At 66.9% G+C, this 13,794-nt stretch carries 14 protein-coding genes and 1 pseudogene; 2 read left to right on the top strand and 13 right to left on the bottom strand.

Annotated features, from left to right (window positions below):
- The 4 genes and pseudogenes from ACFW2E_RS00795 to ACFW2E_RS00780 all read right to left on the bottom strand — a co-directional run.
- Positions 1–423: pseudogene (locus tag ACFW2E_RS00795) on the bottom strand (helicase); the annotation flags it as partial.
- 60 nt (positions 424–483) lie between these two features.
- Positions 484–1,317 carry an anti-sigma factor family protein gene (locus tag ACFW2E_RS00790; RefSeq protein WP_384459235.1) on the bottom strand — a complete coding sequence of 278 codons (834 nt, stop codon included), beginning with the start codon at positions 1,315–1,317 and terminating at the stop codon, positions 484–486.
- Positions 1,317–1,838, bottom strand: a complete 522-nt coding sequence (locus ACFW2E_RS00785) for a sigma-70 family RNA polymerase sigma factor (protein WP_010039908.1) — start codon at positions 1,836–1,838, stop codon at positions 1,317–1,319. Before ACFW2E_RS00785 ends, ACFW2E_RS00790 begins: the two co-directional genes overlap by 1 nt.
- A 329-nt stretch (positions 1,839–2,167) precedes the next feature.
- A complete protein-coding gene (locus ACFW2E_RS00780) occupies positions 2,168–2,761 on the bottom strand; it encodes a CGNR zinc finger domain-containing protein (protein ID WP_384459231.1) in 594 nt (197 codons plus the stop codon).
- Between the two features lie 156 nt (positions 2,762–2,917).
- Here ACFW2E_RS00780 and ACFW2E_RS00775 point away from each other — a divergent pair, with 156 nt between their 5' ends.
- A complete protein-coding gene (locus ACFW2E_RS00775; RefSeq protein ID WP_384459229.1) occupies positions 2,918–3,484 on the top strand; it encodes a DUF1772 domain-containing protein in 567 nt (188 codons plus the stop codon).
- 202 nt (positions 3,485–3,686) lie between these two features.
- Here ACFW2E_RS00775 and ACFW2E_RS00770 read toward each other — a convergent pair whose 3' ends face one another.
- Together ACFW2E_RS00770 and ACFW2E_RS00765 are read right to left on the bottom strand one after the other, a co-directional pair.
- Complete coding sequence (locus ACFW2E_RS00770; protein ID WP_384459226.1) at positions 3,687–4,838, bottom strand: uroporphyrinogen-III synthase; 1,152 nt, start codon at positions 4,836–4,838, stop codon at positions 3,687–3,689.
- A gap of 85 nt (positions 4,839–4,923) precedes the next feature.
- Positions 4,924–6,309, bottom strand: coding sequence for a nitrate/nitrite transporter (locus ACFW2E_RS00765; protein WP_384459224.1), 1,386 nt, complete (start codon positions 6,307–6,309; stop codon positions 4,924–4,926).
- 249 nt (positions 6,310–6,558) lie between these two features.
- Here ACFW2E_RS00765 and ACFW2E_RS00760 point away from each other — a divergent pair, with 249 nt between their 5' ends.
- A complete protein-coding gene (locus ACFW2E_RS00760; protein ID WP_384459221.1) occupies positions 6,559–6,771 on the top strand; it encodes a hypothetical protein in 213 nt (70 codons plus the stop codon).
- A 289-nt stretch (positions 6,772–7,060) separates the two neighbouring features.
- Here the strand turns inward: ACFW2E_RS00760 and ACFW2E_RS00755 are convergent, their stop codons facing one another.
- The 7 genes from ACFW2E_RS00755 to ACFW2E_RS00725 all read right to left on the bottom strand — a co-directional run bounded on the left by ACFW2E_RS00755 (position 7,061) and on the right by ACFW2E_RS00725 (position 13,619).
- Positions 7,061–7,909 carry a hypothetical protein gene (locus ACFW2E_RS00755; protein WP_384459218.1) on the bottom strand — a complete coding sequence of 283 codons (849 nt, stop codon included), beginning with the start codon at positions 7,907–7,909 and terminating at the stop codon, positions 7,061–7,063.
- A 401-nt stretch (positions 7,910–8,310) separates the two neighbouring features.
- Entirely contained in the window at positions 8,311–8,976 is a 666-nt protein-coding gene (locus tag ACFW2E_RS00750) for a hypothetical protein (RefSeq protein ID WP_384459215.1), read from the bottom strand.
- A 19-nt stretch (positions 8,977–8,995) separates the two neighbouring features.
- On the bottom strand, positions 8,996–9,676 hold the full coding sequence (locus tag ACFW2E_RS00745; RefSeq protein WP_384459212.1) for a hypothetical protein: 681 nt from the start codon (positions 9,674–9,676) through the stop codon (positions 8,996–8,998).
- Positions 9,677–9,725: 49 nt separating this feature from the next.
- Positions 9,726–11,078 carry a hypothetical protein gene (locus ACFW2E_RS00740; RefSeq protein ID WP_384459209.1) on the bottom strand — a complete coding sequence of 451 codons (1,353 nt, stop codon included), beginning with the start codon at positions 11,076–11,078 and terminating at the stop codon, positions 9,726–9,728.
- A complete protein-coding gene (locus tag ACFW2E_RS00735) occupies positions 11,075–11,392 on the bottom strand; it encodes a hypothetical protein (protein WP_384459206.1) in 318 nt (105 codons plus the stop codon). The genes ACFW2E_RS00740 and ACFW2E_RS00735 overlap by 4 nt, the downstream gene beginning before the upstream one ends.
- 545 nt (positions 11,393–11,937) lie before the next feature.
- Positions 11,938–12,894: a hypothetical protein gene (locus ACFW2E_RS00730; protein WP_384459203.1), complete on the bottom strand. Its 957-nt coding sequence runs from the start codon at positions 12,892–12,894 to the stop codon at positions 11,938–11,940.
- Between the two features lie 68 nt (positions 12,895–12,962).
- A complete protein-coding gene (locus tag ACFW2E_RS00725) occupies positions 12,963–13,619 on the bottom strand; it encodes a hypothetical protein (protein WP_384459201.1) in 657 nt (218 codons plus the stop codon).
- Between the last annotated feature and the right edge of the window lie 175 nt (positions 13,620–13,794).

Raw genomic sequence — 13,794 nt, 5'->3', positions numbered from 1 at the left:
CTCCACGACACCAAACCCCCCGAAGTGCACCCTCACCCCGAACACGGCGGTGTTGACGCCGCGCACGGCGCCCTCCGCCGGCTCCACGGCGGTGTAGGCGCCGTCGGGCCCCTTCTTGCCGTCCTTGCCGAGGAGCAGGTCGATCCGCCCGAAGAGGAAGTCCTCGAACTCGTTGTTGAGCCGATTGAGGTGGACGCCCGCCCGGAAGACCTGGGCATCGCGCTCGGCCAGCGCGCCGGGCGTTCCGACCTGGCCGCGCTTGGCCGCGTCGTTCATCAGGAACTCCGCCTCGTGGATCTTCTCCTCGAGGCGCCGGTACACCCGGTCCAGGTGCTCCTGTTCGACGCTGATCTCTCGGTCCCGTACGGAGTCGTGTACGCCGTGAACCGAGCCGACCGCGGATTGTTGAGCCTGAGCGGCCACCGGGCCCCCTTCTGACGTGCTGGGCAGCCGTCAACCGTACGCGAAGGGGGCCCGCGGAAGCTACGCGTCGATGTCGACGAGCTTCTTGCCGTCGAAGGTCATGACCTCGAAGTGGTCGATCTGGTTGGGGTCGAAAGCGGCGCCGCCGTGGACGTAGAGGGGCTTCTTGGCCTCTTCGTGCTTGGCGTTCTCGATGCCGTATCCCCAGTTCGGGACGGACCAGGAGGTCACCGTCTCGCGCTCGCCGTTCTTGCCGACGGCGATGAGCGAGCACTTCTTCGGGCCGGTGACGTTCTTGAGCTGGAGAACCGCGTGGGTGCCCCAGTCCTTCTTCTCGACGGCAACGGTCGCGGTGACATGGGTCGTCGGGTCCGTGGCCGTCGTCTTGTCGGACATGGTCTGGAAGGCCGCCTGGGCGGGTCCCATGGCCATGTTGTCGTTGCCGCCGTTGTCCGAGCCGCCGCTGGCCGCCAGTACGGCGAGCGGACCGCCGACGATCAGCGCGGCCGAGGCCGCGAGCATGAACATGGTGCGGCGGCGCTTGACCGCCCGGCGCTCCGAGACCTCGACGACCAGCTTCTCCGCCAGCTGTGGGCTGGGCTTGGCGGACAGCGACTCGCCGATCGCGGGCGTGCTGCCGGAGCCCGGCAGGTCCGCGAGCGCGGCCAGCATCGGCTCCATCCCGGCAAGCTCGTCGAGCTGCTGGGCGCACCATTCGCAACCCGCGAGGTGGGCCTCGAAAGCGGTTGCTTCGGCGTCGTCGAGAAGGCCGAGGGCGTAGGCACCGACGGTCTCGTGCTCATTGGGCACCGGAGATCCCTGATTGGGGCTCATGGGGCCAGACATACCCGGACCACCCGTGCTGAATCCCGCGTGTCCCCCGTATCCACTCATCACGCCGTCACCCCCCGCTCCTCCAGAGCCAGCTTCATCGACCGCAGGGCGTAGAACACCCGGGAACGGACGGTGCCGCTGGGTATACCCAGGGTTTCCGCCGCCTCGTTGACGGTACGCCCCTTGAAGTACGTCTCGACGAGCACCTCCCGGTGAGCCGGGGTCAGGTCGTCGAGCGCGTCCGACAGCGTCATCAGCCACAGCGCCTTGTCGATCTCGTCCTCCGCGGGGATGACCTCCAGCGGCGACGGATCGACCTCCTGCGGCCGGGCCTGCCGGCTGCGGTGGCCGTCGATGACGATGCGGCGTGCGACCGTCACCAGCCAGGGGCGTACCGATCCGGTCGCCCGATTGAGCTGACCGGCGTTCTTCCAGGCACGGATGAGCGTCTCCTGCACGACGTCCTCTGCTCGCTGCCGATCACCGGCGACCAGCCGAAGGACATACGCAAGGAGAGGTCCGGCGTGCTCTCGATACAGAGCACGCATCAGCTCCTCATCAGGCTCCGAGGGCTGGGACATGCGATGTCGGGCCCTCGATCCACGTTCATTGGCCACGACGGAATCCTTGCGCACGCCCACCTCCGATGTCCGGGGGTTCCCCCAGTCGGTCGCTCGCCCACACGTACGCAGGAGGGTCGGCGCGTGTTCAAAGTGACGTGACACTTTTCTTCGGGGTGGCATGACGAGAGGGACATGGCCGCACATTCCCACCGCGTGATCTTTACATTTCCGACACATTGACTTCGGCGCGTCGGCTTCCCGAAAGATGCCTGAGGCAAACGCGGTGTTGTCGAAATCACTTCGGCAACACCGGGGGATCTGGCGCGCATAAGAGATGAACAGGACATCTACGCGCGGGCGAGAGCCGCCCGTCGACGGTGCCGCGCCACCCGTTCGCGGTTCCCGCAGACCTCACTGGAGCACCAGCGCCTCCTGCGGCCCCGGGACGTATCCAGGTACACGATGGGGCAGTTGTCCCCTTCGCACTCTCTCACGGCCGCCCGTGCGACGGGATCGGTGAGCAGCTCGACGGCGTCCCGGGCGACGACCGCGAGCAGTGCCGCGCAGGCGGGCGGTCCGTCCAGCTCCCGTACGAGCGTGCCGTCGTCACCGCGCACGGCACGCGGGGCGGGAGGTGCGGCACGGGCGATCTCGTTGACCCGCCCGAGCGCGACATCGTACGGCCGCGCGCCCAGCGACGTCCCGGACCGCACCAACAGTCCCACCTGTCCCCGCAGTTCACGGAAGCCCACGAGCCAGGAGGCGTCGGCGTGCGCCAGCGGGGTGCCCACCGGGACGAGTCCGGAGCCGACGATCCAGGCGCGCAACGGCCCGACCGAGTCCAGCCGTTCACCTGGGTGGGTCGTCGACAGGAGATCCAGACTGATCCGCCCGGCGTCGAACCGCAGCTCGTACGGGGCCGTGGCCGTACCCAGTGCCATGTGCCTGTCACCGCCTAGGGCAGGGAACCGTTCCCTCTCTCACAGTGCCTGCCCGCACGCGCGTCCGGAACCCCTCGTACCGGCGCTGGACGCACACGTGTGCCGCCGCGCGTCTCGGCCATGTCCCACCGTCGGTCGCGCGGCTTGACTGAAGGCATGACCCAGCTGAGGGAAACGACACGGAGAAGCCCTGCCGGCCGCCGCACGAAGGCCGGAACTGTGCTGGGTGCGGCCACGGTCGCCATGGGCCTGATCGCCGGCGTCTTCTGCATCTTCGCCCGCGCGGTGATGCCGGCCCTGCACCGCAGCTCGGACCGCGTCTTCATCGAGGCCATGCAGAACATCAACGACGTGATCCAGAACCCGGTGTTCTTCCTGAGCTTCATGGGAGCGCTGCTGCTCACGGCCGTGTCCGCGTGGCAACTGCGCCGGGACGCCTGCGGCCGGTGGGTGTGGGCTGCACTGGTGGCGTACGCCCTGGTCTTCCTGATCACCGGCGCCTTCGACATCCCGCTGATCAACGACCTGGCGAACGCGGGAAGTCCGGCGAGGATCACCGATCCTGCCGCCGTGCGCGAGCACTTCGAGAATCCATGGGGGGCGTGGAACGCCGTGCGGGCTCTGCTGTCGACGGTGGCTCTGGGGTGTCTGGCCACGGCGCTGGTCCCCTACGGCCGATTCTCCTCGCCGGCCGGGACTCACCGTCGGACTTGGGACGCCTGATCACGGCGCTGATCCTCTACGGCCGGCTCTCGCTCGGGGCGGGCACTGTCAGCCCGTCCGGCGCTGATCTTCCACGTCCACTTCCCGGCCCCGGCCGGAACTGTCAGCCCGTCCGGCGCTTGAGGACGAGGCCGTTCAGGCCGGAGCGGAGGTCCGGGGGCGGCGGCCCCCGGGGACGGTCACACCAGCCCCGGGTTCCTGCTCACGCGTCCGCGTACTTCGCGTCCGCCGCCGGATCCAACGCCAGCCGATACCCCCGCTTCACCACGGTCTGGATCAACTTCGGCGCACCAAGTGCCGTACGCAACCGCGCCATCGCGGTCTCCACCGCATGCTCGTCCCGCCCCGCCCCCGGCAACGCCCGCAGCAGCTCGGCCCGCGCGACCACCCACCCCGGCCGCCGCGACAGCGCCCGCAGCAGTGACATCCCCGCCGGAGGCACCGGCTTCAGGTCCCCGTCCACGATCACCGCGTGCCCCCGGATCTCCAGCCGGTGCCCGGCGACCGGCAACGACCGTGCCCGCCCCGGCAGTTCCTGGCACAGCAGCTGTACGAGGGGCCCGAGCCGGAACCGCTCGGGCTGAACGGTGTCGATCCCCCGCGCCTGGAGCGGCAGCGCGGTGACCGGCCCGACGCAGGCCGGCAGCACATCGTGACCGAGGGCGGCGAGCAGCTCGCCGAGCAGCCCACGGTGCTCGGCCCGGGAGAGCAGGGACGCGGCGGCCGGAGCGCTGGTGAAGGTGAGCGCGTCCAGCCCGCGCGAGACGGCCGCGTCGATCAGCCGGTCCACCGGCCCGATGTCCTCCGGCGGCATCCACCGGTACACCGGCACCGGAACCACCTCCGCCCCTCCGGCCCGCAGCGCCTCCACGAACCCGGGCAGCGGCTCGCCGTGCAGCTGTACGGCGACACGGCGCCCGTCGACCCCCTCCTCCAGCAGCCGGTCCAGCACCTCGGCCATGGACTCGCTGGACGGCGACCAGTCCTCCGTGAGCCCGGCGGCCCGTATGGCGCCCTTGACCTTGGGCCCGCGGGCCAGCAGTTCCACCCCGCGCAGCCGCCCGAGCAGCGGCTCGCCGAGCCCCCACCCCTCGACGGCCTCGATCCACCCCCGGAACCCGATGGCGGTCGTGGCGACGACCACATCGGGCGCCTGGTCGATGATGACCTTGGTGGCGGCGAGGAGTTCGCCGTCGTCGGCGAGCGGCACGATCCGCAGGGCCGGCGCGTGCAGGACACTGGCACCGCGCCGCTGGAGCAGCGCCCCGAGCTCGTCTGCCCGGCGCGCGGCTGTCACACCCACGGTGAACCCGGCGAGGGGCCCGTGTTCCGATCCCTGCTTTTCGTCGTACATGGCTCTCCTAGCTGACCCGCATGCCGAACGAGCCTGTCAACGGCGCGTGACAGGCTCGGTTCGACTTGATGTCGCCGGTGTTACGTCACACCTCGGCGTAGCTGAGCTGCGGCTTTTCCTCGGCGGCCGCCTTCGCCTCGGCCTGGACGACCGGTCGGCGAAGGTATACGGCCCAGGTGACCGCGAAGCAGAGGCCGTAGAAGACCAGGAAGGAGACGAACGCGCCGGTGCCGGAGCCGTAGGAGAGGAAGGACTGCCGGAAGGCGAGGTTGATGCCGACGCCGCCGAGCGCGCCGACGGCTCCGATGAGCCCCATGGAGGCCCCGGACAGCCGCCGTCCGTAGGTGACCGCCTCCTCACCGGTGAGACCCTTGGCCAGCGCCTTCGCCTGGAAGATGCCGGGGATCATCTTGTACGTCGACCCGTTGCCGAGCCCGCTGAGCACGAACAGCACGACGAAGACGGAGACGAACAGCGGCAGCGACTTCCGCATGCTCGCGCCGACGAGCACGCCGGTCGCGGCGGCCATGGCCACGTAGTTCCACAGGGTGATCTTCGCGCCGCCGTACCGGTCCGCCAGCCGGCCGCCCACGGGCCGGATCAGCGAGCCGAGGAGCGGGCCGATGAAGGTGAGGTACGCGGCCTGCAGCGGCGTACGCCCGAACTGGACCTGCAGCACCTGCCCGAAGGCGAAGGCGTACCCGATGAACGACCCGAACGTGCCGATGTACAGGAAGGACATGATCCAGGTGTGGGCGTCCTTGGCGGCGTCCTTGGCGGCACCGGTGTCGTTCTTCACCGAGGCGAGGTTGTCCATGAAGAGGGCGGCGAGCACGGCGGCGACCAGGATCAGCGGGATGTAGATGCCGAGCAGCACCCGTGGACCGCCGTGGGCCCCGATGATCGCGAGGGCGGCCAGCTGGATGACGGGCACGCCGATGTTGCCGCCACCGGCGTTCAGCCCGAGCGCCCAGCCCTTCTTCCTCAGCGGGAAGAAGGCGTTGATGTTGGTCATGCTCGACGCGAAGTTGCCGCCGCCGATGCCCGCGAGCAGGCCGACGAGGAGGAAGGTCCCGAAGGACGTACCCGGTTTCATCACGACGAACGCGGCGGTGGTCGGCACGAGCAGCAGGCTGGCGGAGATGATCGTCCAGTTCCGGCCGCCGAAGATCGCGACGGCGAAGGTGTAGGGGACGCGGACGACGGCGCCGACCAGCGTGACCATCGAGGTCAGCAGGAACTTGTCGGCCGGGGTCAGCCCGTACTCCGGGCCCATGAAGAGCACCAGCACGGACCACACGGTCCAGATCGAGAACCCGATGTGCTCGGAGAGGACGGAGAAGAGCAGGTTCCGGCGGGCGACCTTCTCGCCGGTCGCGTTCCAGAACGCCTCGTTCTCCGGATCCCATTGCTCGATCCAGCGGCCTCCCCTGCCGCTGCTGGGGGCGGGGGCTGTACTCGGGGCTGTCATGACGCCTCCACGGTGCTCCGGGGCTCAGGTGGTTCGGGGTGATGAGCGGTGATGAGTCCCGAAGGTAGGGAGGACGCGTTTCCTGCCTGTGGCTGTGGGTGACCGGAAGGGAACTTTGCTCTCACTCGGCCGGAGGGCCGTCGGTGAGGGCGATTCCGCGGGCGACCGTGTCGAGGGCGGGGAGAGCGGCGTACAGGCGGACCAGCTCGTTGGTTACGGCGAGGAGCTGGACGTCGGTGGGGGCGAGTGGTGTACGCAGTGGTGGGCGAGAACGCCGAGGGGGTCCTCGGCGTCGGCGCGGTCGTCCGGGTCGAGCTGGACGAGGCGCGGGACGCGGCTGCCGGTGCCCAGGTGATCGCTGACGAACCGTCGCCGCCGGGCTTCCCTTCGGCATACGGCTCGGCCGTCCCGAACCATTTGCCGAACGCATCCACACCCGTGCCCGCCCCGAACGCGGCCTGACTCAGCCGGGTCGCTCCCGTCTCGCGATCCGCCGCTTCAGGACCGCCACCGACGAGGTTCCTCCAAGCACCGAGCTTCGGCAGCCCCTGCCCGGACAGCTGTCTGGCCGCGTCCAGCGCCTCCTTCCTGGCCGCGTGCATCCCTTTGGCGCCGTCGCTCATGGCCGTCCGCGCATGGCCCCCGCACTACGACCATTCCGAAGGATGACCTCCGAGGGCTCTTATCTGATGGGGAGTTGACCGACCGCCGATGCCGTACTGACGGTGGGCGCTGGGCGGTGGGCTGCGGATCAGCGCTGAGGAGGCTGGGGCGGCTGCTGCTGCCAGTTCGGGTACTGCTGGGGGGCGTAAGGACCCGGAGCGGCCGCTTGCCCGTAGCCACCCCCGGTGCCGCCGGGGCCACCGTACGGCCCAGCGACCTGCCCACCGTACGGACCGCCGGAGTACGGACCGCCGCCGTACGGCCCCGCCTGCCCGGGTTGCTGCTGTGGCTGGTGCCACTGCTGTGGCTGTTGTGGCTGGTGCCACTGCTGCTGTCCCGGAATCTGCGCGCCGGGCGGCAGATAACGCAGCCGCCCACTCTCATCGGTCACGGGCACGAACCCGGCGGCCCGGAGCCGGGTGGCGAACTTGGCGTTGCGGCGCCGGGTGACAAGGAGGCCGATGCCCATGACGCCCATGAAGATGACCCATGCCGCGCCGGCGACGATGAAGTTGAAGGCACCACCGCCCTTCCGCACCGTGTAGAGGAGCAACCCGAGGGTGATGCCGCCGGCCCCGTACAGCATCCGCTTCTCGGCGTTCTTGCCGGTGAGGTCGAACTGGATTCGTGCCTTGAGGAGTTCGAGCGCGTCGGGCACGACGGGCGGCAGCGAGACCCCGTCCGCGGCGTTCGGATACTGTGCCCAGTTCTGCGCGGCGCGGGTGCGGGCCTCCGGGCGGTGGTCCGGCACGATGAGCAGCTTCAGCACGTTGTTGCGCGACCCGGTGTAGTGCGCGTCGGTGTACTCGTACCCGAACTGCTGGGCGATGCAGGCGAGCCGAGCGATCCGCTTCACGGAAGCCATCGAGTTGGTGAGCGTGACGGGCTCACCGCTCGCCATCAACTGCAGCATCTTCCGAACCTGCCGCTTGCTCACTGCGTCCGCTCCCCCGCCGATGGCTTCACTCTGTTCACTTGCGCAACCTGGGCAGTCTTCCACGGGGGCGCGGAGCGATGAAGCGGCAGGGGGACGGATTGACGCGATCTTGGCGGAGTGTTGGTACGAGCCTTGGGCATGTCGCGGTCCGGTGCAGGCCGGGTCGAGTGCCGCACCTGGAGGGAGGGCCTGGAGTACGACGAAAAGGCGTGGTGCCCGGCCATCACCCTGTCGATGCTGGGAATGCGAGCGAAATCTGTTCACCGTGCAGGCGCCTGTCCCAGACGCTCCCCAGCAACCGCCCGCCACCAACTCAGCCGCGGGGCCCGGATCGGTCCTGCTGGACGTGGCAGTAGTGTCGTCCTGGAGAGGCTGGTTGCAAGCAGTCAGCAAGAGGCACACTATCCGGCAAGCGGACTTTCAAAGCTGAAAAGTTCCGCGATTTGGCGCAGTATCGCGCGGTAATGCTCGCGATAGGCCAAGGCAGCGGTACTCAGCGTGAGGACCACAAGGCTCTTGCCATCTGGATGAGGAAGATGCCCATGGATTTGCAACAAGGGTTCCTGTGACAGGCCCAACTCGCTGGTCGGGGTTCGCACGCTCTCACTGAACGTAGCTGGTCCGCAGGAAAGCTCGGCGTACTCGATGTACGCGTGCCCTTCAGGCTGAGCGACGGAGCGAGCGGCAGTGACCCCCCGCGGAGCCCAGGCCGTATCGAGCCAGGCAATCGTGAACAGGGACAGAAGCGCACCCCTGCCGTCCTCGCCGGTGTCGTCACGGTGGAGGCCAAGAGAGCAGTGGACCAGCCGGTCCGCACACAATGAGCGAAACATCTGCTTGGCAGTGGCCAGGTGGACCACGAACTGGTGGCGGATCGCCTCGTTCGGCGTCGAAGCCAGAAAGGACGCCAATACTCGGCATGAATCCTCTCCCCGAGGAGAACCCTGTGGGGCCAAGAGGGCATCAAGCGGCAGATCTACGAATCCTGCCGGGACGCCGAACCAGATGCCTTCCCCTGGCGTACGAACATTGGGATGCAACAGGAAGCGTGGTGCAGGTGTCGTCATGTTAGGGGTGACCTCGCCTCTAGTTCTGTGGCTGCACAATGTTTTCGAGGTACAAGGCCCCAGCGCGGCGCGCCCGCTCGATGTCCACGCTGTCGGCGCCCCAACTCTGTGCCCTGCATCGACTGTCGAAAACGGAGCGCTGATACAGGACATGGAAGCGTTTGGGGACCTTGCCGGATCGGCCTGGTGCGGCAATCACACCAAGGAATCGAGGGTCACCGGCAAACCAGACAGGTTCGATTTGAGCCTTGAGTTCCGGACTGGTTCGAGCATGCCCGATGCGCTTGAGCCACCAGTGCGCTCGCTGGTGCCGAATGAACACCAAGGGGACCCCCTGCTCAGAATTCAAAGGATTAGGAAACTCCAGCCAGGCCCCCTCCTCCCTCACCTCTGGATGCTTTGCCAGACCACGAGGCACTTCCGCGAGGATCCGCCACGGGTACTGTTGCAGAATCCGGCGCATACGGAATGCCCAGGAAAAGTGGCCGATTTGATTTATTACCCGATACAATGAATAGAGAATGAACGGAGTAAAAATTACAACATACGCACGGGAGGTGAAGACAATAATCACGTAAAGCAATCCCGGGAAGGCTACAATCCAACCGATCTGCCCAACGACATTCATTACCATGTGCCTGCCCCAGGCGCTACGAGTCGCGGGGCAATCCCAAGCTGTGGCGTATTCGGTGGGATGCATGCACGAACTACTCTCTCGTCTAATCAATGAATAAGGGCGCCGGTCATCATCATTGGAATACACGACGAACGAGGTCAATGGTTTCAGCGCCATCGATCGGCCCCAAGAGGGCACCGTCGAGGCTGGTTCCAATGCTTGCCGCCGCGTCGCTGTCAAGTGAATCGAGCAAGCTCGCGGACAATCCGTAGGAAGCTGTACCCAGCCCCACCCAGGGGGCAGCTGTTTCAGTAACCTCAACAGCCCTGGCCAGTCGCGGCGCTTTGGTGATTACCCATTCCGTAAATGGGTTCCTGAGGTCGGAGAATTCTCTTGCCGTTGACGCGGTCTTGCTCCCAAAGGTCGCCAGTCGCTGACTCAGGGTAAGAACTTCACCGGCCTCTCCCACACTGTGCAGGGCCGCGTACGCCCCCTTCCCTACCGATCCGACACCTGGGAGTGACCCCAGCCCATCAGCGGTCACACCGATCAGATTGCTCCAGAAGTCCGCGTCAAGCTCCCCTTCCGTGAAGCCATCCTTGAGAGACTCCCAGACTGCCGGTTGCATCAATCGAGTCATGAAGGCTCCTGCACTTAAGGCCGCCGCGATCATGAGAAGAACCGCCGCCACCGTCCCGCCCGAAAGCACGAAAAGCGCGACGATTCCTACTACCCCCGCCGTCCAGCTAAGGATGTCCGGCAGGTTGTCGGCCACCCAATCCAGAGCGCTTTCGAAAAATCCTGGCTTCTGAGGCGCCAGTTTCTTTGCTGCGTTGCGGATCTTTTCTGCTCGGCGACGGGCCCTCTCTTCATGTTCACTGGCCAGTTTCTTGGCCTTATTTATGACTTCTTCGAGGTCTGACTGGGCGTTCTCAACAGCTGTGTTCGCGTGGGTCAGAGCCTGCTGGGCGGTGTGGTGGTGTGAGCCCTTCTTGTCCAGGTCGGGGGCGCTCTTCGCCTTGTCCGCGTGGGCCTTTGTTCGGTTCAGCGTGTCTCGGGCGTCCCGTGCGTCCTCGTCGAGGCGCTTAGCACGGCGCTGGAAGTCATCGAGTTCGCCCTCCCAGCTGGTGAGCTGCCTTGCTGCCTTACTGATCGAGTGCGCGGCGTTCTTGAGGTTGAGGGCCAGCGGACCGCCCTGGAGTTCGTCTCGGAATGCGACAGCCGCGTCACCCGTCCAGTAGCTGCCATCCATCAGCTTCGCGACGAGTCCATGTGTCTGTTCCAGGACCTTGGCGCAGGAGGCTAGCTTCTTGTGAAGGTCCCGAACCGTTTCGGGGTTACCCGGCACCGGGTTGAAGCCGAGGTGGGCGTACGGGTTCGGGAGGCGCTGGCCGTCCGGTGCGGACTTCAGGCCCTGCGGAAGGTCGCCGTTGCGGCGGGCGGAGGAGGCGGGGTACGGGTTCGCCTCGAGGCCAGGAATCGTCACTCGGCGCTCCCACTCTTGGCGTGCCGCCCCTTCCCCAACGCTTCTTCCAGCGCCTTGTCGACCTCCTCGTAGCTGTCCTTGCACTGGCCGATGATCTTCGCAAGGCTCTCGGTCTGCTCGCCGATCTGCTCAGTGCCGTACTTCCAGCCCTCCTGGAAGTCCTCGCAGGCGGAGTCCAGGTCGTCAGTACCGAGACCGGTGACCGTCACGTCGCTGAGCGCCTTGCGCAGGCCCTTCAGCGAGTCGCTCGACTTGTTCAGCAGCTTCATGAAGTGCTTCAACTCGTCGCCGTCCACGGCCAGCCGGTCTGCCACGCGCTCCGCCCCCTGGGTCTGCCCCGTATGGAATCGGAATCACGCTATTCGTTTTCTGGCGGGGGCAGACTGCCCGCCGCGGCGATGGAGAAGCCGGGCTCCTTACGCCGGAGCGGTGACGCCGGGGGCCAGTTGTTGACGTCTGGAGCCCAGTCGCATCGGCACCTGGGTCGCGCCAGGCGCGTCCCATCAGGCAAGGAACGGCCCACCCCACCGCCGCCCGTCCGGTGGGTCTCCGGTGATGGTCGCCCGAGAGCGGGAACCAGCCCATGCCACGGCGGCGCAGGTATTTCACCCCACAGGGTGGCGCCTCGTCGGCCTCGTCCGTGGCGTCCAGCCAGTGCATCAGCGCTGGCGTAGCACCGGTTCAGGTACAGACTTGCGCACGGCGTCCGCCGACTACTTCCTCATGGCCGGCACGCCTTCGCGGGTCGTTCGCCGTCCCGCGGTAGGGGGCACGCCGTCCTATGCCGACGCACAAGCGACGCCGAAAGGCCACCCGCCTTCCCTAAGGGGGCGAGTGGCCTACGGGCCGGCATTCCCTGTCAGCGGTTGACGGACTGGATCTCCTGAACGACCACGTCCTGGGTCGCACCGAACGTGCCGTCCGGCAGGTCACCGCCGTTGCCGTCGCTGCCGGTCCAGCGGATCTTCCAGGTGATGGTGGCCTTGAGCGGGTACGAGCCGGTACCCGAGGAGCGCAGGTACTTCACTCCACAGGGCGGCGTCTTGTCGGCCTTGCCCTTGGCGTAGGGCTCGCCGATGTTGCCGTTGTCGATCTGGCACACGCCCGAGGACGGGTAGGTCACCGCGTCCGTCGTCCCGGGGTCGATCTTGAGGCTGACCGGTTCCGCCGTGGTCGTCGCGGAGATGCCCAGCACCGGGACGGAGGCGGTCACGGACACCGGCTTGAACTTCGCACCGTCCAGCCAGGCCCAGGTCGGCAGGTTCACCTTCGTGTTTTCCGCGGGAGCCAGGGTCACCTTCGTGCTGGGGACTCGGATCTCGTTGTACGCGAGTTCCGCCAGGATCTTCGGGGTGACGGCATTCTGGATGTTGGCCGGCGGGGGGTCACCCTTGTCCACCCAGAAGATCTGCTCGTTGCACTTGTCCCAGCCGGGCGGGAAGTCCTTGTTGACGTACGAGTCCCACCAGTAGCCCTTGCCCTCCTTGTCCTTGTTGAAGTCCTTGTAGGGATGACCCTTGACGTAGCGGTCACGCTGCTGGGCATCCCACTCGGGGCCGGTGGAGTCGACCGCCCAAATGGGCTCCAGGTAGGCCTTCAGCTGGTCGGGCGTGTACTTCGGGGCATACCAACAGGCCGGTGGGGTCCAGGAGGTGACGGAGGTTACCGGGCCCACCGCGCTGCCCGAGCCGTTCTTGGAACGGTCGTAGACGATGACACCGGCCGTCGAGCTGAGGTTGCTGCCATCAACGTCACCGGAGGTTTTCCCCTTTGGCGGGGGAGTCTGGGCACCGCCGCCGATCTTGTTGTCAGCCATGGCGGGAGCGGCCCCCGCCATGATCGAGCCGATCAATGACAACACGATCAGCGATCGCGAGCCGGCACTCAGGGCTGGCACTTGGAGCTCCCCCTCTGCGAAATGAGCTTCACGACGACCCAGACGCCCTTGTCGTTCTTCTGCAGCTGGGTGCTGTAGAGGACGTAGCTGTTCTTGGTGACCGGAGTTTTATCGACCTTCTTCGTCTTCAAATAGAAGTCGTACGCCTTGCCCTGGTCCTCGCAGTAAACGAGGGACGCGTTGCTGGGACCGCTGACGTTCACGACCGGGTCGTAGTAGCGGTAGCTGCCCGTCGTGCGGGCCTTCGCCTTGACATACGCCTTGATGAACTGCTGGGTCTGCGCGGCGGCTTCACCCTCGTAATAGAAGCGATAGGCCTTGTCCAGCGGGTCCTGGTTCACGATGGCGAGGTCCACTGCCTTGATGGACTGCTCACTGTCCACCAGCACCGCGTCCTTGTCCTTGTCACCCGTCTTGGGCCAGTCAAAGGTGTACGACAAGTCGGACGGCATCTCGATCTCAGGGCGCCCAGCGGTCCCGGAGGCCGAAGCACTCGGCGAAGCCGACGACTCGCCCCCCGAATCCGCCCCCGTGATCTTGTCGTTCGACTTCGGCTTCGACCCACCCCCGCCACAGCCGGCGAGCAGGAGTACGGCCGTCGCACCGGCGGCGGCTGTCGTGAGCAGGCGGGATCGGCGGGTCACGTTTGGCTCCTGGTGGGGCGGTTGGGGTCTGAGAAGCAGCCCCATACGGTATCGGGCCCGACTGCCGCTGCACCAGAGCGAATTGCTCGGGCACCGGCATGACGAATCGGGCGCGGGGGGACAGAGAGTGGGTAACCGGCGGCCCAGTAAGGGGTGATGATTACCCATCTGTGAC

The sequence above is a fragment of the Streptomyces sp. NPDC058964 genome, assembly GCF_042741275.1.
Taxonomy (GTDB): Bacteria; Actinomycetota; Actinomycetes; order Streptomycetales; family Streptomycetaceae; genus Streptomyces.
Note: the sequence above shows the minus strand (reverse complement) of the source record. Positions and strands in the feature narration are given on the sequence as shown.